At 57.3% G+C, this 20,737-nt stretch carries 19 protein-coding genes and 1 other RNA gene; 13 read left to right on the forward strand and 7 right to left on the reverse strand.

All coding sequences use genetic code 11. The features are described 5' to 3' along the window. Positions 1–13 precede the first annotated feature (13 nt). From ALO64_RS26600 to smpB, 4 genes are all read right to left on the reverse strand, one after another. The gene (locus ALO64_RS26600; RefSeq protein ID WP_327168033.1) at positions 14–367 is read right to left on the reverse strand and encodes a DUF6538 domain-containing protein; all 354 of its coding nucleotides are present in this window, start codon (positions 365–367) and stop codon (positions 14–16) included. Positions 368–456: 89 nt separating this feature from the next. Further along, positions 457–844: a transfer-messenger RNA gene (ssrA, locus tag ALO64_RS23665) on the reverse strand. A 110-nt stretch (positions 845–954) separates the two neighbouring features. After that, positions 955–1,239 carry a hypothetical protein gene (locus tag ALO64_RS02355; protein WP_044344202.1) on the reverse strand — a complete coding sequence of 95 codons (285 nt, stop codon included), beginning with the start codon at positions 1,237–1,239 and terminating at the stop codon, positions 955–957. Between the two features lie 289 nt (positions 1,240–1,528). Next, positions 1,529–2,011 (reverse strand): SsrA-binding protein SmpB, encoded by a 483-nt coding sequence (gene smpB, locus ALO64_RS02360; protein WP_044344203.1) that lies wholly within the window; start codon positions 2,009–2,011, stop codon positions 1,529–1,531. A 113-nt stretch (positions 2,012–2,124) separates the two neighbouring features. Between smpB and ALO64_RS02365 the strand changes: the two genes are divergently transcribed. From ALO64_RS02365 to ALO64_RS02375, 3 genes are read left to right on the forward strand one after another with little or no spacing between them, the layout of a single operon-like run. After that, a complete protein-coding gene (locus ALO64_RS02365) occupies positions 2,125–3,528 on the forward strand; it encodes a sodium-dependent transporter (RefSeq protein WP_044344212.1) in 1,404 nt (467 codons plus the stop codon). A gap of 7 nt (positions 3,529–3,535) precedes the next feature. Continuing rightward, positions 3,536–3,970: a type II toxin-antitoxin system RatA family toxin gene (locus ALO64_RS02370; protein ID WP_004656689.1), complete on the forward strand. Its 435-nt coding sequence runs from the start codon at positions 3,536–3,538 to the stop codon at positions 3,968–3,970. Further along, positions 3,963–4,277 carry an RnfH family protein gene (locus tag ALO64_RS02375; RefSeq protein WP_005733026.1) on the forward strand — a complete coding sequence of 105 codons (315 nt, stop codon included), beginning with the start codon at positions 3,963–3,965 and terminating at the stop codon, positions 4,275–4,277. The genes ALO64_RS02370 and ALO64_RS02375 overlap by 8 nt, the downstream gene beginning before the upstream one ends. A gap of 64 nt (positions 4,278–4,341) precedes the next feature. On the opposite strand, the gene ALO64_RS02380 is transcribed toward ALO64_RS02375, so the two are convergent. Beyond that, positions 4,342–4,863 (reverse strand): outer membrane protein assembly factor BamE, encoded by a 522-nt coding sequence (locus ALO64_RS02380; protein WP_002555143.1) that lies wholly within the window; start codon positions 4,861–4,863, stop codon positions 4,342–4,344. A gap of 98 nt (positions 4,864–4,961) precedes the next feature. Between ALO64_RS02380 and fur the strand changes: the two genes are divergently transcribed. Continuing rightward, positions 4,962–5,369: a ferric iron uptake transcriptional regulator gene (fur, locus tag ALO64_RS02385; RefSeq protein ID WP_002555142.1), complete on the forward strand. Its 408-nt coding sequence runs from the start codon at positions 4,962–4,964 to the stop codon at positions 5,367–5,369. A gap of 62 nt (positions 5,370–5,431) precedes the next feature. Here the strand turns inward: fur and recN are convergent, their stop codons facing one another. Further along, the gene (recN, locus tag ALO64_RS02390) at positions 5,432–7,105 is read right to left on the reverse strand and encodes a DNA repair protein RecN (RefSeq protein WP_004666216.1); all 1,674 of its coding nucleotides are present in this window, start codon (positions 7,103–7,105) and stop codon (positions 5,432–5,434) included. 270 nt (positions 7,106–7,375) lie between these two features. Between recN and grpE the strand changes: the two genes are divergently transcribed. The 7 genes from grpE (at position 7,376) to greA (ending at position 17,442) form a co-directional block, all read left to right on the forward strand. After that, entirely contained in the window at positions 7,376–7,939 is a 564-nt protein-coding gene (gene grpE, locus ALO64_RS02395; RefSeq protein ID WP_002555140.1) for a nucleotide exchange factor GrpE, read from the forward strand. 110 nt (positions 7,940–8,049) lie between these two features. Next, complete coding sequence (gene dnaK, locus ALO64_RS02400) at positions 8,050–9,966, forward strand: molecular chaperone DnaK (protein ID WP_044344204.1); 1,917 nt, start codon at positions 8,050–8,052, stop codon at positions 9,964–9,966. 338 nt (positions 9,967–10,304) lie between these two features. Beyond that, positions 10,305–11,426, forward strand: coding sequence for a molecular chaperone DnaJ (gene dnaJ / locus ALO64_RS02405; protein WP_044344205.1), 1,122 nt, complete (start codon positions 10,305–10,307; stop codon positions 11,424–11,426). Positions 11,427–11,448: 22 nt separating this feature from the next. After that, positions 11,449–12,252, forward strand: a complete 804-nt coding sequence (gene dapB, locus ALO64_RS02410) for a 4-hydroxy-tetrahydrodipicolinate reductase (RefSeq protein ID WP_002555137.1) — start codon at positions 11,449–11,451, stop codon at positions 12,250–12,252. 222 nt (positions 12,253–12,474) lie between these two features. Next, positions 12,475–13,611, forward strand: a complete 1,137-nt coding sequence (carA, locus tag ALO64_RS02415; RefSeq protein WP_044344206.1) for a glutamine-hydrolyzing carbamoyl-phosphate synthase small subunit — start codon at positions 12,475–12,477, stop codon at positions 13,609–13,611. A gap of 136 nt (positions 13,612–13,747) precedes the next feature. After that, positions 13,748–16,969: a carbamoyl-phosphate synthase large subunit gene (gene carB / locus ALO64_RS02420; RefSeq protein ID WP_005733032.1), complete on the forward strand. Its 3,222-nt coding sequence runs from the start codon at positions 13,748–13,750 to the stop codon at positions 16,967–16,969. Continuing rightward, positions 16,966–17,442 (forward strand): transcription elongation factor GreA, encoded by a 477-nt coding sequence (gene greA / locus ALO64_RS02425; RefSeq protein WP_002555134.1) that lies wholly within the window; start codon positions 16,966–16,968, stop codon positions 17,440–17,442. The genes carB and greA overlap by 4 nt, the downstream gene beginning before the upstream one ends. Positions 17,443–17,523: 81 nt before the next feature. On the opposite strand, the gene ALO64_RS02430 is transcribed toward greA, so the two are convergent. Beyond that, a complete protein-coding gene (locus tag ALO64_RS02430) occupies positions 17,524–17,835 on the reverse strand; it encodes a YhbY family RNA-binding protein (protein WP_002555133.1) in 312 nt (103 codons plus the stop codon). 103 nt (positions 17,836–17,938) lie between these two features. Here ALO64_RS02430 and rlmE point away from each other — a divergent pair, with 103 nt between their 5' ends. Further along, complete coding sequence (rlmE, locus tag ALO64_RS02435) at positions 17,939–18,589, forward strand: 23S rRNA (uridine(2552)-2'-O)-methyltransferase RlmE (RefSeq protein WP_004666214.1); 651 nt, start codon at positions 17,939–17,941, stop codon at positions 18,587–18,589. Between the two features lie 193 nt (positions 18,590–18,782). Then, complete coding sequence (ftsH, locus tag ALO64_RS02440) at positions 18,783–20,687, forward strand: ATP-dependent zinc metalloprotease FtsH (protein WP_004667397.1); 1,905 nt, start codon at positions 18,783–18,785, stop codon at positions 20,685–20,687. Positions 20,688–20,737 lie beyond the last annotated feature (50 nt).

Consider the following 20,737-nt stretch of genomic DNA (forward strand, 5'->3'; position numbering starts at 1 on the left):
AACCCGGGGCGGTTCACTCCGGCGATGTTTCGGGGGCTTCGTTGGTATCTGCCCACACCCCAACCTCGGGTTTACTCAGCAGCTCTTCCAAAAGCGCCAACTCCTCCGCTGAGGGCTCGTACTCGTCTTGTGCCGCCATTCTCAATACCCGATCGAAAACTGATTCAAATCGCACAGCATGCTGTCTTGCGCGCTTCAGGGCTAGCCTTTGACTGTCTGTTTTGAGAGATCGCCGGATTTCACGTTTGCCATGAATGAGCGCCCGTATGGGTGCTGGGATCACAATCCGGAAATAGTATGTGCCATGGCGATTGAGCGATAGGTAGGAGGGAACTGGTTTCACGATGAGCACCGGTCGATGCCTCACCAATGTGTCACGCCTCAGTGGCGCACTAGCGAAGAAAGCTAGCTTCAGACAGCACAACGCCCCGAAAACGGGGCGCTGTGTAAGGTTTTTGGTGGAGCCGGGGGGATTTGAACCCCCGTCCGCCAGTACTCCGCTGTTGGTACTACATGCGTAGCCGTGTCTATTAAGTTAAGCCTCAGCGACCCGACGGGCAGGGTGCTTTGGGCGAGCTGTGTAAGTTTTAGCCGATTCGTCCACAGCGTACTGCACGGCGATTCTGTTCTATATGACAATCATTTTGGGTTTACAGACATCCCCTGATGATTGCTGGAGCCGAAGCTACCAGAAGTGCGGCTAGGCTGCTTACGCAGCTAGTTGAGCACCGTAGTTTTCGTCATTGGCAACTATAGAAAGTTGCAACAGTGGATTTACGAGTTCTGTTACCAACTCGGCATGCACCTAAAGTTTCATCTCCGGCGTCGAATCCAAATCGGCCCCGAGACTGCTTTCGCAGTCGCTGGGGCGCAGTGTACGCCGATTGGCGTGTCACGTCGACCCGTTTGCTGCAATCGATCAGGCTAACCGGGTGGCGGGCCTGATCGAAGGGGTTACTTGGTGTCTTCGCTGCCCGATCCGGTGTTTTTCAGCGAGGTGATCACCTTGGTGGTGATTTCGACGCATTTTTTCTCGTCGTTCTGAGCTTGAGCCGCTTTGGCGTTTTTCTCAGTGGTTTCTAGCATTGTCTTGTTTTCCGGGCTCAGGTTGGTGCCGGAAGAAACCTGAGCATTTTCGATCGTTTTGATGTTTGCAGCGCACAAATCATCGGCGGCAAAAACCGGCGAAGCCAACAGGGCGGCGCTGAGGAACAATCCAGTGAGGGCGGTACGCATCATGTGTCTCTCCTTATAACCTGTGGACTCGGTATGGCCGGTCGTTGAGGCCGTCGCCCGAGGGTTTGAAAGCCCGTTCATGTTCAGGGCCTAAAGGATTGACTGTGCTGTAGCGCAGGCGTTCTATTTTATTTTCAGACAGATGCGAAAAAGCCACATTGGGCGGTTAAGGCACCAAAGTGGGGCGATCTTCGCGTTGAGGTTGTGATTGTGCGGGGTGGAATAAGGGGCAGATGGATTGAAAGTGCGCACTGCCAAATGCCCGTTACAGGCATTCGGCACAGGCAAGGAGTTAGTCGTCCTTGCCCTTGGAGCGCACGGCACGCTGCAGCTCACGGTCCGAGTCGCGTTCACGCTCGGTGTGGCGCTTGTCGTATTTCTTCTTGCCTTTACCCAGCGCGATTTCGCATTTGATCAAGTGCTCCTTCCAGTAAACGGAAAGGGCCACGCAGGCATAGCCTTTCTGTTGAACCGAGCTGGTGAGCTTTTCGAGCTCGCGCTTGTTCAGCAGCAGTTTTCGGGTGCGTGTCGGGTCAGCGATGACGTGCGTGCTGGCAGTCTTGAGAGGCGTGATGTGGCAACCCATCAGCCAGGCCTCGCCATCCTTGAGCAGCACGTAACTGTCGACCAGCTGTACCTTGGTGGCACGCAGGCTTTTTACTTCCCAGCCAGCCAGGACCAGACCGGCCTCGAACTTGTGTTCGATGAAGTAATCGTGACGCGCCTTTTTATTTTGCGCGATGGTCCCTGTAGGGTTTTTCTTGAGCTTAGCCATAGGGGGCGCATTATAGGGAGTTGCATCAATGTCGGCTATGGGAAAGCGCGTGCTTGAGCACAAAGGTTGAATCCCGGACAATGCGCGATCTTTTTTGGCTGGGCGTTTCGATAATGTCGACGGACAAGGTTTCAGTCCACGGTAGCTGGGCAAGCCGCTGGGTGTTCATCCTGGCTGCCACAGGTTCTGCCGTGGGGCTGGGCAGCATATGGAAATTTCCGTACATGGTCGGTGCCTATGGCGGCGGTGCATTTGTACTGGTGTTTCTGGCGTGCATCGCGCTGATCGGCATTCCGGTGATGATCGCCGAGACGCTGATTGGCCGTCGTTCCCGACTCAGTCCTGCGAATGCGCTCAAGACGCTGGCGCTGGAAGCGGGGCATTCGGCGCGATGGTCATGGGGCGCTTTTGCCGGAATGATCACGGCTTTGCTGATTCTCTCCTTTTATAGTGTGGTGGGCGGCTGGTCGCTGGATTACATCATCGACATGGGGCGCGGCGATTTTCAGGGTGTTTCGCCGGATCAGGTCGGTGCCTATTTGGGCGCGGTGATTGCAGACCCTTGGCGTCTGATTTTGTGGCACACCATTTTCATGCTGCTGTCGGCGGTGGTGATCGGCAAGGGTGTCGAGGCCGGTCTGGAGAAGAGCCTGCGCATCATGATGCCGATGCTGTTCCTGCTGATGCTGGCACTGTTGGGCTATAGCCTGACCACCGGGCATTTCATGGAAGGCGTGCATTTCATGTTCGACTTCAATCCCGACAAGGTGTTGGACGGTTTGCTGCCCGCGATGGGGCATGCGTTCTTTTCCCTGAGCGTCGGTGTCGGCTCGATCATGGTCTACGGCGCTTACATGACCAAGGGCGCATCCATCAGCACCACGGTCGTCGGCATCGCGTTACTCGACACCTTTGTTTCGCTGCTGGCGGGCCTTGCGCTGTTCCCTATCGTTTTTGCTGCAGGCCTGAACCCGAGCGAGGGGCCGGGCCTGATGTTTGTAACGTTGCCATACGCGTTCGGCAACGTGGCATTCGGGCAGTTGATGGGTGTTATGTTCTTCGTGCTGGTGGCTGTAGCGGCCTGGAGCTCGGCGATTTCGCTGCTTGAACCCATGGTTGCCTATCTGGTTGAGCGCACCCGTATTCGCCGCGCCTGGGTGACGTTCTGGCTGGCATTTACCTGCTGGTTTGTGGGGCTGGGAACGGTGTTCTCGTTCAATATCTGGCAAAAAGCCAAGTTTTTCGTGAACGATGGAGGTGTATTCCACCTCTACCAGTGGGGCGCATCGACTGGCCTGGACTTCTTTGGAGTCATTGATTTCTTCACTTCGCGGATCATGTTGCCGCTGGGTGGGTTGTGTTTTGTGGTATTCGCTGGTTGGGTGATGAGCCGTGAGACGGTGCGTGACGAGTTGTCGATTCGCAGTCCATTGCTCTTCAACCTGACGTTCTTTTTGATGCGCTACGTGGCGCCGCTCGGCATTCTTGTGGTGTTTGCCGCTCAGCTCTGGAAATGACGCTCACATGACTACGCATATACAACGCTCTGCTTTACTGCCGTACCCGGCCGGGTTCCTTTATGACCTGGTCAATGATGTGGCTCGTTATCCCGAGTTTCTGCCGTGGTGCTCTTCCGCTACCGTGCTGGAGTCCAGCGAAGCGCAGATGCGCGCCAGCCTGGAAATTGCCAAGGGCGGTCTGAGCCAGAAGTTCATGACGCGCAACACGCTTACCCCAGGCGAATCGATCGTGATGGACCTGGTTGAGGGGCCATTCGAGCAGTTTCATGGCGTCTGGACATTCAAGCCGCTGGGCGAGAAGGCCTGCAAGATCAGCCTGGATCTGTCCTTCGATTATGCTGGCTCTATCGTTCGCGCCACGCTCGGGCCGCTGTTCAATCAGGCGGCCAATACGCTGGTGGATGCGTTCTGTCAGCGAGCGAAAGAGCTGCATGGCTGAAGCAGTGATTCAGATTGAGGTGGTGTACGCCTCTGTGCAGCGTCAGGTGTTGATGACGCTGGATGTTCCGGCGGGCTCCTCGGTGCGTCAGGCGCTGGCTCTCAGTGGCATGGACAGGGAGTTTCCCGAGCTGAATCTGGCACAGTGTGCCGTAGGCATCTTCGGCAAGGTGGTGGCTGATCCTTCCACGCGGGTGCTGGAGGCGGGTGAGCGAATAGAGATCTATCGTCCGCTATTGGCCGATCCCATGGAGATCAGGCGTCTGCGTGCCGCCAGGGCACGGGAGAAACGGACGCTTCCCGGCTGAACGCTGACTGAACGAAAGGCACAAAAAAGCCCGGCATGACGGGCTTTTTGTTGAGCGCTGCGGACTAACGAGAGTTGGTGTCCAGAGGCTCTTGGGTCGGGACAGGTACGGTCTCGACGCTGTCCACGTCTTTCTGGATCTTGTCCAGCAACGAACCTGGCTTGGCCGGCTCTTCAGGCTTCTGCACCGGCTGATTCTCTGCCGGGACAGTGGTATCGCTGCCTTTGCCGAGAATGGCTTCATCGCGGCTGACACCGGGCATGAAGTCGCCAGACAGGCTTACAAGCTGGTCATTGCCGTTGAATATAAGGCTGACACGCTCCTGCTGGCGTTCACCGCCACCTGGCTGCAGGCTGTACAGGTAATCCCACCGATCGGAGTGGAAAGTGTCGGTCAACAGGGGGTTGCCCATGATAAACCGTACTTGCCGTCGGGTCATTCCGGGGCGTAACTGGTCTATCATGTCCTGCGTGACGACATTACCCTGCTGGATGTCGATTTTGTAAACCCCGGGGAATGAACAACCGGCGAGTGCGAGCAGTCCCACGAAGGTGAAACTGGTTAGCAAGAGCTTGGTGTTTTGCATCGGTGGGCGACTTCCACTATCTTGGCTGGGACAACGTAAACCCCGATCATACCTGCATTAAGAGAAGCTGCGAAGCAGCGTCTGCGAGAAAGCTGACCATGGTTGAAAATAGCGAACTACGTAAAGCAGGACTAAAGGTAACCCTACCAAGGGTTAAAATACTCCAAATGCTCGATTCTGCCGAGCAGCGCCACATGAGTGCCGAGGATGTCTACAAGGCGCTTATGGAGGCAAGCGAGGACGTCGGCCTGGCCACGGTTTACCGTGTTCTGACCCAGTTTGAAGCCGCTGGACTAGTGGTGCGCCACAATTTCGACGGCGGTCATGCTGTGTTTGAGCTGGCTGATGGCGGCCATCACGACCACATGGTCAATGTGGAGTCAGGCGAGGTGATCGAGTTCTTCGACGAAGAAATCGAGAAGCTTCAAAAGGCTATTGTCGAAAGACACGGCTTTGACCTGGTGGACCACAATCTGGTGCTCTACGTCCGCAACAAGAAGGCGTAAGCCAGACGGCGTAAAAACCAGCACCAAAGGCGACCCCGGGTCGCCTTTGTGCTTTCTGCGGTTCAGCTTTTAGCGGTAACGACCATCTTTTTGGCGTGCGCCAGAGATTCCTTGGTCAGGTCAATGCCCCCCAGCATTCGGGCCACTTCTTCTATGCGCTCGGTCTTGCTGAGTTTGGAAACCGCCGTACGCGTGGCGTCGTTGTCGCGGACCTTGTGCACAAACAGATGCTGATGGCCCTGCGCGGCAACCTGCGGCAGGTGGGTGACGGTCATGACTTGCCCGCGCTCGCCCAGACGACGCAGCAGTTGCCCCACGATCTCGGCGGTCGGCCCGCCAATGCCCACATCGACTTCGTCGAATACCAGCGTCGGCACCCGCGAGGTTTGTGCAGTAATGACCTGAATCGCAAGGCTGATGCGCGACAGCTCGCCACCCGACGCGACTTTCGCCAGCGCTTTCAGTGGTTGGCCGGGGTTGGCGCTGACCAGTAGCTCTACCTGCTCAAGACCGTGAGGCGACGGTTCTACGCTGGCATTGGCTTTAAGGTCGATCTGGAAACGACCGCCGGGCATGCCCAGTCGATGAATTTCCTGCTCTACGGCGCTGGCCAGTGTCGTTGCCGAATTGCGGCGCAGGTCGCTCAGTTCGCGGGCCTTTTCCTGATAGTGCCGGGCAAATGCCTGCACTTCGTGCTCCAGGCGCTCGATGGATTCGTCGTTGGCATTCAGTGTTTCTATTTCATCCAGCAGCTTTTGTTGCAGCGTGGCCACTTCACCTGGCTGAATGCGGTGCTTGCGCGCCAGTGTATAGATGGCATCAAGACGCTCTTCAAGCTGTTGCAGTCTGGCCGGGTCGGCATCGAAGTGATCCAGAAAACGGTTCAGTTCGCCTACCGCTTCTTCTACCTGTATCTGCGCGCTGGACAGCAAGCCGGTGGCCTCGCTCAGGGCGGACGGCGAATGGTCGACGCTGCCGAGTCGATGCAGGCTGGCAGTCAGGGCATTGAGCACGTTGCCGGAATCGCTTTCACTGCACTGCTCGACCACTTGTCGGCAAATGCTCAGCAGGCTTTCGGCGTTGGTCAGATCTTTGTGTTCCTGCTCGAGCTGCTCAAGCTCGTTTTCGCCCAGGCTCAGGCTTTCCAGCTCTTCGAGCTGATAGCTGAGCAGTTGATGGCGTGCGCGCTGCTCGTCCCCTGAATTGGAAAGGCGCTCCAGCTCTTGTCGCGTCTGCCGCCAGCGCTGTGCGGCGAGATGGACCTGACGGGCCAGGTCGGTAGCGCCAGCGTATTCGTCCAGCAGGCGTCGGTGGGTATCGGTCTTGAGCAGCGACTGGTGCTCATGCTGGCTGTGGATATCAATGAGCAGTTCACCCAGTGCCTTCAAATCTCCCTGAGGGCAGGGCGAGCCATTGATGTAGGAGCGTGACCGACCTTCGGCGGTAATGACCCGGCGCAGGATGCAGGGGCCGTCGTTGTCCAGGTCGCGCTCTTTGAGCCAGGTCTGTGCCTCGGGAATGTCGCCCAGGTCGAATGTGGCCAGGATATCGGCCTTGTCGGCACCCGGCCGGACCACGCCGCTGTCGGCACGGTCGCCCAGCGTAAGGCCCAGGGCGTCGAGCATGATCGACTTCCCAGCGCCGGTTTCGCCGGTGATGACGCTCATGCCTCGATCCAGTTCGAGGTCAAGGTGTTCGACAATGGCGTAGTTGTGTACGGAAAGGTGCACCAGCATTGAGCGGCTCCCGGGCTGTTTGTCTGGTTATTTATACAGTGTTTTGTTTGTTGCTGACAATGCCTTCGCTTAGCTCGATTTGATCGGTTTGCAGTGGTTTTTAGTCGCTCTTGTGTCGGTCCGCAATTTTTCGCTCGTCCGGAATCCGCATTATTTGTCAGGGAATGCGTATCTCGATTGCATGAAACCCTTGAAGCCGGAAATTCCGATCCCATATAGGTGGACAGAAGCGCGAATCGGGATCGCGGACGTTTTTAGAGGAGAACAAGTATGGCTGACGAACAGAATCTGGATGCGCAGGCTCAGGATCAGGCTGCCGAGGCGGGCGCGGGTGAAGAACTGACAACCCGTGTGCAGGTGCTCGAAGAGCAACTGGCTGCTGCGCAGGACCAATCCCTTCGCGTGGCTGCGGATCTGCAGAATGTCCGCCGCCGTGCCGAGCAGGATGTTGAAAAGGCGCACAAGTTTGCGCTGGAAAAATTTGCCGGTGATCTGTTGCCGATCATCGACAGTCTGGAGCGAGGCCTTGATCTGTCCAATCCGGACGATGAAAGCATTCGCCCGATGCGTGAAGGCATCGAGCTGACCTTGAAGATGTTTCAGGACACCCTCAAGCGTTATCAGTTGGAAGCCATTGATCCACATGGTCAACCGTTCAGTGCCGACCAGCACCAGGCGATGGCCATGCAGGAAAGTGCCGACGTCGAGCCTAATACTGTGCTCAAGGTATTCCAGAAGGGTTATCAGCTTAATGGTCGCCTGTTGCGCCCGGCCATGGTCGTGGTCAGCAAGGCACCGTCGCCTGCAACGCCGTCAATCAACGAGCAGGCTTGAAATCAGCTGTAAGGCCCCCATTTAAAGGTCAAGCGTTTAAGAGCTACCGCACGGTGTAAACGCACTGGCGGCAACCAAATCCAAGTTTTGCAAGTTTCGGGAGAGTCAAGATGGGCAGAATTATCGGTATCGACCTGGGGACTACCAACTCCTGCGTCTCCATTCTGGAAAACGGTAACGTCAAGGTTATCGAGAACGCAGAAGGTACTCGTACTACACCTTCGATCATTGCTTATGCCAATGACGGTGAGATCCTGGTTGGTCAGTCCGCCAAGCGTCAAGCCGTTACCAATCCGCACAACACGCTGTATGCGGTAAAGCGTCTGATTGGTCGTAAGTTCGAAGAGGATGTCGTTCAGAAAGACATCCAGATGGTCCCTTACAAGATCGTCAAGGCTGACAACGGTGATGCCTGGGTTGAAGTGAATGGCCAGAAGATGGCGCCTCCTCAGATTTCCGCTGAAATCCTGAAGAAAATGAAAAAGACTGCCGAAGACTACCTCGGTGAAGCGGTTACCGAAGCGGTCATCACCGTTCCGGCCTACTTCAACGACAGTCAGCGTCAGGCTACCAAGGACGCTGGCCGTATCGCCGGTCTGGACGTCAAGCGCATCATCAACGAACCAACCGCGGCCGCTCTGGCTTACGGTATGGACAAGGCCAAGGGCGACCACACTGTCATCGTTTATGACCTGGGTGGCGGTACGTTCGACGTCTCGGTCATCGAGATTGCCGAAGTTGATGGCGAGCACCAGTTCGAAGTGTTGGCCACCAACGGCGACACGTTCCTGGGCGGTGAAGACTTTGACATTCGTCTGATCGACTACTTCGTCGACGAATTCAAGAAAGAAAGCGGTATGAACCTCAAGGGTGACCCGCTGGCCATGCAGCGTCTGAAAGAAGCTGCCGAGAAAGCCAAGATCGAGCTTTCTTCCAGCACGCAGACCGAAGTCAACCTGCCGTACATCACTGCAGATGCAACCGGTCCAAAGCACCTGGTCGTGAAAATTTCGCGCTCCAAGCTGGAATCGCTGGTTGAGGACCTGGTTCAGCGCACCATCGCTCCTTGCGAAATGGCGCTTAAAGATGCTGGCATCGACAGAAGCAAGCTCAACGACGTGATTCTGGTCGGTGGTCAGACCCGTATGCCGCTGGTGCAGAAGCTGGTAACCGAGTTCTTCGGTAAAGAAGCACGTAAAGACGTCAACCCTGACGAAGCCGTTGCAATGGGTGCTGCCATCCAGGGCGCTGTATTGGCCGGTGATGTCAAAGACGTTCTGCTGCTCGACGTCAGCCCGCTGACTCTGGGTATCGAAACCATGGGCGGCGTGATGACTGCGCTGATCGAGAAAAACACCACGATTCCTACCAAGAAATCCCAAGTGTTCTCGACTGCCGATGACAACCAGAACGCGGTAACCATCCACGTACTGCAGGGCGAGCGCAAGCAAGCCGGTCAGAACAAGTCCTTGGGCAAGTTCGACCTGGCCGAGATTCCACCTGCTCCACGTGGCGTGCCACAGATCGAAGTAACCTTCGACATCGACGCAAACGGCATCCTGCATGTTGGTGCGAAAGACAAGGCGACCGGCAAGCAGCAGTCCATCGTCATCAAGGCCAACTCCGGTCTGTCCGAGGAAGAAATTCAGCAAATGGTCCGCGATGCTGAAGTCAACTCCGAAGAAGATCGCAAGTTCGAAGAGCTGGCCTCTGCCCGTAACCAGGGTGATGCGCTGGTCCACTCGACTCGCAAAATGATCGCTGATGCGGGTGACAAGGTCACTGCTGAAGAGAAAACGGCTGTCGAGGCTGCACTGGTTGCTCTGGAAGCTGCTATCAAGGGCGACGACAAGGCTGCTATCGAAGCCAAGGTTGAAGAGCTGTCGAAGGTTTCCGCGCCAATCGCTCAGAAGATGTACGCCGAGCAGGCCGAAAACCCTGAAGCAGCGGCCAAGCCAGCTGAAGAAAATGCCAAGGCTGATGACGTTGTCGATGCCGAGTTCGAAGAAGTGAAAGACCACAAGTAAGCGCAGGCTCACTTGAACGCCGGTTGACCTCTTTCGAGCGCTGACTGGTAGGATGTCGCCGCGCGGGAGCTTGCTCCCANNTGCACTCCCGCGTTGGCGTGTCTGGAACAAGCAAAATTTCGGCGTGCGGATTTGCTCCGCAAGCCATGTGGCAAGATCGCTACGCTCCTGCGTGGCGAATCATTCTGCCGCTTTCTCGGCCAGATCCATCTGGTTGTTGAACGAAGACCAGGATCGTTGAATTGACGTGAGTTGGGTCCAGGGCCTGTATGGGGCTCAACGAGTTTGGCAGGGTTCAGGAGGGTCTTGCCGAACGTCCTCAAGAGTGCGGAAGAACTATGGCAAAGCGTGATTATTACGAAGTGTTGGGAGTGGAGCGAGGCTCCAGCGAGGCGGACCTGAAAAAGGCTTATCGCCGTCTGGCGATGACGCATCACCCCGACCGTAACCCTGATGACAAAGCCTCGGAAGAGCTGTTCAAAGAGGCCAACGAGGCCTACGAAGTGCTGTCCGATGCCAGCAAGCGCGCTGCGTACGACCAGTATGGCCATGCCGGTGTCGACCCGAGCATGGGTGGTGGCGGCGGTTTTGGTGGTGGTGCCGGTGGTGCCAATTTCTCCGACATCTTCGGTGATGTGTTCAGTGATTTCTTTGGCGGCGGCCGTGGCGGTGCCCAGCGCGGCAGCGATCTGCGCTATACGCTGGAGCTGAATCTGGAAGAAGCGGTTCGCGGTACTAACGTGAATATCCGCGTTCCGACACTGGTCAACTGCAAGCCGTGCGATGGCAGCGGTGCCAAGAAAGGCTCGTCGCCCGTTACCTGCCCTACCTGCGGTGGTATCGGTCAGGTTCGCATGCAGCAGGGTTTCTTCTCTGTGCAGCAAACCTGCCCACGCTGCCATGGCCACGGCAAGATTATTTCCGACCCGTGCGATTCGTGCCACGGTGAAGGTCGTGTCGAAGAGTCCAAGACGCTTTCGGTCAAGGTGCCGCCAGGTGTCGATACCGGTGACCGCATTCGTCTGTCTGGCGAAGGCGAAGCGGGTACTCAGGGTGGGCCGACCGGCGACCTGTATGTCGTGATCAATGTGCGCGAACACGCGATCTTCCAGCGTGACGGCAAGCACCTGTTCTGCGAAGTGCCGATCAGCTTTACCGATGCCGCGCTGGGTGGCGAGCTTGAAGTACCGACCCTTGATGGTCGCGTCAAACTGAAAATCCCCGAAGGTACCCAGACCGGCAAGCAGTTCCGCTTGCGTGGCAAGGGTGTCGCTCCGGTACGTGGCGGCGGTGCTGGTGACTTGATGTGCCGTGTAGCGGTCGAAACTCCGGTCAACCTGAGCAAGCGTCAGCGCGAGCTGCTTGAAGAGTTCCGCACTTCGCTTGAAAACGACGAGTCCCACTCTCCCAAGGCCAGTGGCTGGTTCGAGGGTGTGAAGCGTTTCTTCGGCGATCTGTAAGGCTTATCAACGGGAGCAGGGCATGCGACGTATTGCTGTAGTGGGCGCCGCCGGGCGCATGGGCAAGACTTTGATCGAGGCGGTTCAGCAGGCACCGGGTGCCGGGTTGACCGCCGCTATCGATCGTCCTGACAGCACGCTGGTGGGTGCGGATGCAGGCGAGCTGGCTGCGCTGGGGCGTATCGGTGTGCCGTTGTCGGGCGACCTGGCAAAAGTGGCGGATGAGTTCGACGTGTTGATCGACTTCACCCACCCTTCGGTAACGCTGAAAAATCTAGCGTTCTGCCGTAAGGCCGGCAAGGCTATGATTATCGGCACGACTGGCTTCAGTGCCGAAGAGAAGCAGCGTCTGGTCGAAGCGGGTAAAGACATCCCGATTGTGTTCGCTGCCAACTTCAGCGTTGGTGTAAACCTTTGCTTGAAGTTGCTGGACACCGCCGCGCGTGTTCTGGGTGATGAGGTCGATATCGAAATCACCGAGGCGCACCACCGGCACAAGGTCGATGCGCCGTCCGGCACCGCCTTGCGCATGGGTGAAGTGGTTGCCAGTGCGCTGGGTCGCGACCTGGAAAAAGTCGCTGTCTACGGCCGTGAAGGCCAGACCGGCGCGCGTGATCGTCAGACCATCGGGTTTGCGACCATTCGTGCCGGTGACGTTGTCGGCGACCATACCGTGCTGTTCGCAGCAGACGGCGAGCGGGTCGAGATCACCCACAAGGCATCCAGTCGCATGACCTTTGCAAAGGGTGCCGTGCGGGCTGCAATGTGGCTCGACGGCAAGGCGCCAGGGCTTTACGACATGCAGGATGTACTGGGTCTGCATTGATTTCATGACAGTGCCATTCGTGGCCCTGTCGCATTTTCCCGCATTTCAGGCTCATTGGTGGTAGACCAAAAAGGGCCTTTTCTGTAAGCTACAGCTTTAGTGTGTCCACTAAAAAAAAAGCGCGCAGATGATTCCATAAGAAAGCGGGGTGACGTAACTACGTCATTCCGCTTTTTTGCAGCCTGCGATCGCCCTTTCAGGTTTTATTTACGGGAGGTCTTCTTGACTAAGCCAGCCATACTCGCCCTTGCTGATGGCAGCATTTTTCGCGGCGAAGCCATTGGAGCCGACGGTCAGACCGTTGGTGAGGTGGTGTTCAACACCGCAATGACAGGCTATCAGGAAATTCTTACCGATCCTTCCTACGCCCAGCAAATCGTTACCCTGACTTACCCGCACATCGGCAATACCGGTACCACGCCTGAAGACGCAGAGTCCGATCGTGTCTGGTCCGCTGGCCTGGTCATCCGTGACCTGCCGCTGGTCGCCAGCAACTGGCGTAACAAGCTGTCCCTCGGTGATTACCTGAAAGCCAATAATGTCGTTGCCATCGCCGGCATCGATACGCGTCGCCTGACCCGCATCCTGCGTGAGAAAGGCGCCCAGAACGGCTGCATCATGGCTGGCGACAACATTTCCGAAGAAGCAGCCATCGCTGCTGCTCGCGGGTTCCCCGGCCTCAAGGGCATGGACCTGGCAAAGGAAGTCAGTACCAAGGACACCTACGAGTGGCGTTCCAGCGTCTGGAACCTGCAGACCGACAGCCACCCTGAAATCGCCGCTTCCGAGCTGCCCTATCATGTGGTCGCTTACGACTACGGCGTCAAGGTCAACATTCTGCGCATGCTGGTCGAGCGCGGTTGCCGGGTGACTGTGGTGCCTGCGCAAACGCCTGCCAGCGATGTGCTTGTCTACAAACCCGACGGTGTTTTCCTGTCCAACGGCCCTGGCGACCCCGAGCCGTGCGACTACGCCATCAAGGCGATCAGGGAAGTGCTGCAAACCGAAGTGCCGGTATTCGGTATCTGCCTGGGTCACCAGCTTCTGGCCTTGGCTGCCGGTGCCAAGACCGTGAAAATGGGCCATGGCCACCACGGTGCAAACCACCCTGTTCAGGATCTGGACACCGGTGTGGTCATGATCACCAGCCAGAACCACGGTTTTGCTGTTGATGAGGCCACGCTGCCGGGCAATGTTCGCGCCATTCACAAGTCGTTGTTCGACGGCACCCTTCAGGGTATCGAGCTGACCGACAAGAGCGCATTCAGCTTCCAGGGGCACCCTGAGGCGAGCCCGGGCCCGAATGACGTCGCGCCTCTGTTTGATCGCTTTATCGAAGCCATGGCCAAGCGACGCTGACCGGTTGCCTTGAGAATGTAATACGCAGGTGGCCTGGGCGGCCCCGGACTCAATGTCCGGTTGCTGCCGCCCAGGCCACCTCAAAGAAATGTTCAAGACGGCTTGCCGACTGACCTGCGGATTTGAGTGACAACCCATGCCAAAACGTACAGATATTAAAAGCATCCTGATTCTCGGCGCCGGCCCCATCGTGATCGGCCAGGCCTGTGAATTCGACTACTCCGGCGCCCAGGCCTGCAAGGCTCTGCGCGAGGAGGGTTACCGCGTCATCCTGGTGAACTCCAACCCGGCCACCATCATGACTGACCCGGCCATGGCCGACGCCACCTACATCGAGCCGATCAAGTGGCAGACCGTTGCCAAGATCATCGAAAAAGAGCGTCCTGACGCACTGCTGCCAACCATGGGCGGCCAGACGGCTCTGAACTGCGCACTGGATCTGGAGCGCGAAGGCGTTCTGGAGAAGTTCGGCGTGGAGATGATCGGTGCCAACGCCGATACCATCGACAAGGCTGAAGACCGCTCGCGTTTCGACAAGGCCATGAAGTCTATCGGCCTGGCGTGCCCGCGTTCCGGTATCGCGCACAGCATGGAAGAAGCCAACGCGGTTCTCGAAAAGCTTGGCTTCCCGTGCATCATTCGTCCATCGTTCACCATGGGCGGCACGGGCGGCGGTATCGCGTACAACCGTGAAGAGTTCGAAGAAATCTGCGCTCGCGGTCTGGACCTGTCGCCGACCAAAGAGCTGCTGATCGACGAATCGCTGATCGGCTGGAAAGAGTACGAAATGGAAGTTGTCCGCGACAAAAAGGACAACTGCATCATCGTCTGCTCGATTGAAAACTTCGACCCGATGGGCGTGCACACCGGCGACTCCATCACCGTTGCTCCGGCACAGACCCTGACCGACAAGGAATACCAGATCCTGCGTAACGCCTCGCTGGCAGTGCTGCGCGAGATCGGCGTTGAAACCGGTGGTTCCAACGTTCAGTTCGGCATCTGCCCGGACACCGGGCGTATGGTCGTGATCGAGATGAACCCGCGCGTATCGCGTTCCTCGGCGCTGGCCTCCAAGGCGACCGGCTTCCCGATTGCACGCGTTGCCGCCAAGCTGGCAGTGGGTTACACCCTTGACGAGCTGTCGAACGAAATCACCGGCGGCAAGACCCCGGCTTCGTTCGAACCGTCGATCGACTACGTCGTCACCAAGCTGCCGCGCTTTGCCTTCGAGAAGTTCGCCAAGGCGGATGCGCGTCTGACCACTCAGATGAAGTCGGTCGGTGAAGTCATGGCTATCGGCCGCACCTTCCAGGAGTCCCTGCAGAAAGCCTTGCGCGGCCTGGAAGTCGGCGTTTGCGGTCTCGATCCGAAGCTGGATCTGAGCCACCCTGAAAGCATGAGCACGCTCAAGCGCGAGCTGACTGTGCCGGGTGCCGAGCGTATCTGGTACGTCGCCGACGCCTTCCGCGCAGGCATGACGGTTGAAGAAATCTTCGCCATGAACATGATTGACCCCTGGTTCCTGGTGCAGATCGAAGATCTGGTCAAGGACGAAGAGAAGGTCAAGACGCTGGGCCTGTCGGCAATCGATCGTGACCTGATGTTTCGCCTCAAGCGCAAGGGCTTCTCCGATGCGCGCCTGGCCAAGCTGGTCGGCGTCACCGAAAAGAACCTGCGTACGCATCGTCACAAGCTGGACGTGTTCCCGGTCTACAAGCGCGTCGACACCTGCGCTGCCGAATTCGCAACCGACACCGCGTACCTGTACTCGACGTACGAAGAAGAGTGCGAAGCCAACCCTTCGACGCGCGACAAGATCATGATCCTCGGCGGTGGCCCTAACCGTATCGGCCAGGGTATCGAGTTCGACTACTGCTGTGTACACGCCGCCCTGGCGCTGCGTGAAGACGGGTACGAGACCATCATGGTCAACTGCAACCCGGAAACCGTTTCCACCGATTACGACACCTCTGACCGCCTGTACTTCGAGCCTGTCACCCTGGAAGACGTGCTGGAAATCGTGCGGGTCGAGAAGCCGAAAGGTGTGATCGTCCAGTACGGTGGCCAGACGCCGCTGAAACTGGCACGTGCCCTTGAAGCAGCCGGTGTGCCGATTATCGGCACCAGCCCTGACGCCATTGACCGTGCCGAAGACCGTGAGCGCTTCCAGCAAATGGTCGAGCGCCTCAACCTGCGTCAGCCGCCAAACGCTACTGTGCGTAGCGAAGATGAAGCCATTCGTGCTGCGGCGAAGATCGGTTACCCGCTGGTGGTGCGCCCGTCCTATGTACTGGGCGGCCGCGCGATGGAAATCGTGTACCAGGAAGACGAGCTCAAGCGTTACCTGCGTGAAGCGGTTCAAGTGTCCAACGACAGCCCGGTGCTGCTGGACCACTTCCTGAACTGTGCCATCGAGATGGACGTCGATGCGGTCTGCGATGGGACTGACGTGGTGATTGGCGCGATCATGCAGCACATCGAGCAGGCGGGCGTTCACTCCGGTGACTCCGCATGCTCGCTGCCGCCGTACTCGCTGCCTGCACACATCCAGGACGAGATGCGCGAACAGGTCAAGAAAATGGCTCTGGAGCTGGGCGTTGTCGGCCTGATGAACGTACAGCTGGCACTTCAGGGCGAAGATATCTACGTCATTGAAGTCAACCCGCGTGCATCGCGTACCGTGCCGTTCGTTTCCAAGTGCATCGGTGTTTCCCTGGCCATGATCGCTGCTCGTGTGATGGCAGGAAAAACCCTGAAAGAGCTGAACTTCACCAAGGAAATCATCCCGAACTTCTACAGCGTGAAGGAGGCAGTGTTCCCGTTTGCCAAATTCCCTGGCGTTGACCCGATCCTCGGCCCGGAAATGAAATCGACCGGCGAAGTGATGGGCGTGGGCGATACCTTCGGTGAAGCGTTCGCCAAGGCTCAGATGGGCGCGAGCGAAGTGCTGCCGACTGGCGGTACTGCTTTCATCAGTGTGCGTGACGATGACAAGCCTCTGGTTGAAGCAGTCGCCCGTGACCTGATCAATCTGGGTTTTGAAATCGTAGCTACCGCAGGTACTGCCAAGCTGATCGAAGCGGCAGGCCTGAAAGTACGTCGCGTGAACAAGGTGACCGAAGGGCGTCCACACGTGGTCGATATGATCAAGAATGACGAAGTCACCCTGATCATCAACACCACCGAAGGTCGTCAGTCGATCGCAGATTCCTACTCCATCCGTCGCAACGCCTTGCAGCACAAGATCTACTGCACCACTACCATTGCAGCAGGCGAAGCGATCTGTGAAGCGCTCAAATTCGGTCCCGAGAAGACCGTACGTCGCTTGCAGGATCTCCATGCAGGATTGAAGGCATGATCAAATACCCAATGACCGTTCAGGGCGCTCGCGCCCTGGAAGAAGAGCTGACTCACCTGACCAAGGTGATCCGTCCCAAGTTGAGCCAGGACATCGGTACTGCGCGCGAACTGGGCGACCTCAAGGAAAACGCTGAATACCACGCTGCCCGCGAGCAGCAAGGTATGGTCGAGGCGCGTATTCGTGATATTGAAGGCCGCATGCAGAACGCTGTGGTGATCGACGTTACGACTATTCCGCACACTGGCAAGGTGATTTTCGGCACGACAGTCGAAATCGCCAACGTCGAAACCGACGAAAGCGTTGTCTACCAGATCGTTGGTGAGGACGAGGCGGATATCAAGAAGGGCAAGATTTCAGTGGGTTCGCCCATTGCTCGCGCCTTGATTGCCAAGGAAGAGGGCGATGTCGTCGTCGTGAAAACGCCTAGCGGCGTTATCGAATACGAAATCATCGAAGTGCGTCATATCTGATGCCTGTCGCCCGCTTTGGCGGGCGCAGTCAGCAGCAAAAAAGAGTCAGGGCACGCCTTTTGGCGGCCCTGACTTCTGTTTTTATCCGTGCGCGCGGTGGACGTTGGAGAGCTGCTTGTTTACCTTTGGGTTCTTGCGGTAGATCAGCGCCATTTTGCCGATGACCTGTACAAGATCCGCCGAACCGGCCTTGCACAGTTCTGCAACTGCGCCCAGGCGGCTCTCGCGATCAAGGATGTTGAGCTTGATCTTGATCAGCTCGTGATCGCTCAATGCGCGTTCAAGCTCTGCAAGTACACCTTCAGTCAAACCATTGTCAGCCACGATCAACACCGGTTTCAGATGGTGGCCAATGGATTTGTATTGTTTCTTCTGCTCTGGAGTGAGCGGCATAATCTGACCTCTGCGTCTGATCTTTTAAAAGCGGCGGCCAGTTTACCCGAGCGAGTCCGGGACCGCCCAGTTAATCACGACTCGTTTATTTTTGAGGTGCCCCGTGGCCCGTTCCAAGACAAGCCATAACTGGCTCAAAGAACACTTCGACGACAAGTACGTCAAAATGGCGCAGAAGGACGGCTACCGTTCGCGTGCCAGCTACAAGCTGCTCGAGATTCAGGAAAAGGACAAACTCATCCGTCCGGGCATGACCGTTATCGACCTCGGTGCTGCGCCGGGAGGCTGGTCGCAGGTGACCAGTCGTCTGATCGGCGGTCAAGGTCGTCTGATTGCTTCCGACATCCTTGAAATGGACAGCATCCCGGATGTGACCTTCATTCAGGGGGATTTTACCGAGGACAAGATTCTCGAGCAGATCCTTGAGGCAGTCGGTAATACGCAGGTAGACCTTGTGATTTCCGATATGGCCCCCAATATGAGTGGATTGAGCGCTGTAGATATGCCGCGTGCGATGTTTCTCTGTGAATTGGCGCTCGATCTGGCCGGTCGGGTACTACGTCCCGGTGGCGATTTTCTGATCAAGGTCTTCCAGGGTGAAGGCTTCGATGTCTACCACAAGGATATTCGCAAGCTGTTTGACAAGGTGCAGATGCGCAAACCTTCGTCATCCCGCGACAGGTCACGCGAGCAATACCTGCTGGCTCGCGGCTTTCGTGGAATCGACGGGGCAGCCAGCATCGAGCGTTTTTGAAGGGGCACGATAGCTTTTTTCAAATGGCGTTACCGATGCAGCATGACTGAACATTGTGTTGTCAAAGTTTCACAAAGGGTTACAGACGGTGTCTGCCGTATCTGTAGGTTCTGTAGTAAGTTAGGCCGGTGAATATCATGCGAGGCACGCTTGCTGCGTGGAGCTTGCTTCAGAGGGTAGCTAATTGAACGATATGGCAAAGAATTTGATCCTGTGGTTGATCATCGCGGCTGTCCTGGTGACGGTGATGAACAACTTCTCCAGCCCTAACGAGCCGCAGAACCTCAACTATTCCGAGTTCATCCAGCAGGTCAAGGATGGCAAGGTCGAGAAGGTCTCTGTCGACGGCTACGTCATTACGGGCAAGCGCAGTGATGGCGACACCTTCAAGACCATCCGCCCGAACATCCCGGACAACGGTCTGATCGGTGATCTGGTCAGCAACAACGTCGTGATTGAAGGCAAGCAGCCTGAGCAGCAGAGCATCTGGACTCAGTTACTGGTGGCCAGCTTCCCTATCCTGGTGATCATTGCGGTGTTCATGTTCTTCATGCGCCAGATGCAGGGCGGGGCGGGCGGCAAGGGCGGCCCGATGAGCTTCGGCAAGAGCAAGGCGCGTCTGCTGTCCGAAGATCAGGTCAAGACCACCCTGGCCGATGTTGCCGGTTGTGACGAAGCCAAGGAAGAAGTCGGCGAGCTTGTCGAGTTTCTTCGTGATCCGGGCAAGTTCCAGCGTCTGGGCGGCCGTATCCCGCGTGGCGTTCTGATGGTCGGTCCTCCGGGTACCGGTAAGACGCTGATCGCCAAGGCCATTGCCGGCGAGGCGAAAGTGCCGTTCTTCACCATTTCCGGTTCTGATTTCGTCGAGATGTTCGTGGGCGTCGGTGCAAGCCGCGTCCGTGATATGTTCGAACAGGCCAAAAAACATGCTCCTTGCATCATCTTCATCGACGAAATCGATGCGGTCGGTCGCCATCGTGGCGCTGGCATGGGTGGTGGTCACGACGAGCGAGAGCAAACTCTCAACCAGTTGCTGGTCGAGATGGACGGTTTTGAAATGAATGACGGCATCATCGTCATTGCCGCTACCAACCGTCCTGACGTGCTCGACCCGGCGCTGCTGCGTCCGGGCCGTTTCGACCGTCAGGTGGTTGTAGGTCTGCCGGACATTCGTGGTCGCGAGCAGATCCTCAAGGTTCACATGCGCAAGGTTCCAATGGGCGAAGACGTCAATGCAGGCGTTATCGCTCGCGGTACACCGGGCTTCTCCGGTGCCGATCTGGCTAACCTGGTCAACGAAGCGTCGCTGTTCGCTGCTCGCTCCGGCAAGCGCGTCGTAGAGATGAAAGAGTTCGAACTGGCCAAGGACAAGATCATGATGGGCGCCGAGCGCAAATCGATGGTCATGTCCGAAAAGGAAAAGCGCAACACGGCCTACCACGAAGCGGGTCACGCTATCGTAGGGCGTCTGGTGCCTGAGCATGATCCGGTCTACAAGGTCTCGATCATTCCTCGCGGTCGCGCCCTGGGTGTAACCATGTTTCTTCCTGAAGAAGACCGTTACAGCCTGTCCAAGCGCGCGCTGATCAGCCAGATCTGCTCGCTTTACGGTGGTCGTATCGCGGAAGAAATGACCCTGGGCTTCGATGGCGTCACGACCGGTGCATCCAATGACATCATGCGTGCCAGTCAGATTGCCCGGAACATGGTCACCAAATGGGGCTTGTCTGAAAAGCTCGGCCCGCTGATGTATTCGGAAGACGAAGATGCGGGTTACCTGGGGCGCGGCAGCAGCCAGAACTCCAGTGTTTCCGGCGATACTGCCAAGCTCATCGACTCCGAAGTGCGCAGCATCATCGATCACTGCTACGGCACTGCCAAGCAGTTGCTCACGGACAATCGTGACAAGCTTGAAGCGATGGCCGATGCGCTGATGAAGTATGAAACCATTGATGCCGATCAGATCGACGACATCATGACCGGTCGCGTGCCTCGTGAACCGCGTGACTGGGGCGGTGGTTCGGGTACCAACGGTACTCCGATCACACCTGACCCTCGTCCGGAAACTCCGATTGGCGGCCCTGCTGCCGAGCACTAAGGTCTGACATGACATCTGCGCTGTACCCAGCCCGGTTGCCTTGCGGCAAT

The sequence above is a fragment of the Pseudomonas meliae genome, assembly GCF_001400515.1.
Lineage (GTDB): Bacteria > Pseudomonadota > Gammaproteobacteria > Pseudomonadales > Pseudomonadaceae > Aquipseudomonas > Aquipseudomonas amygdali.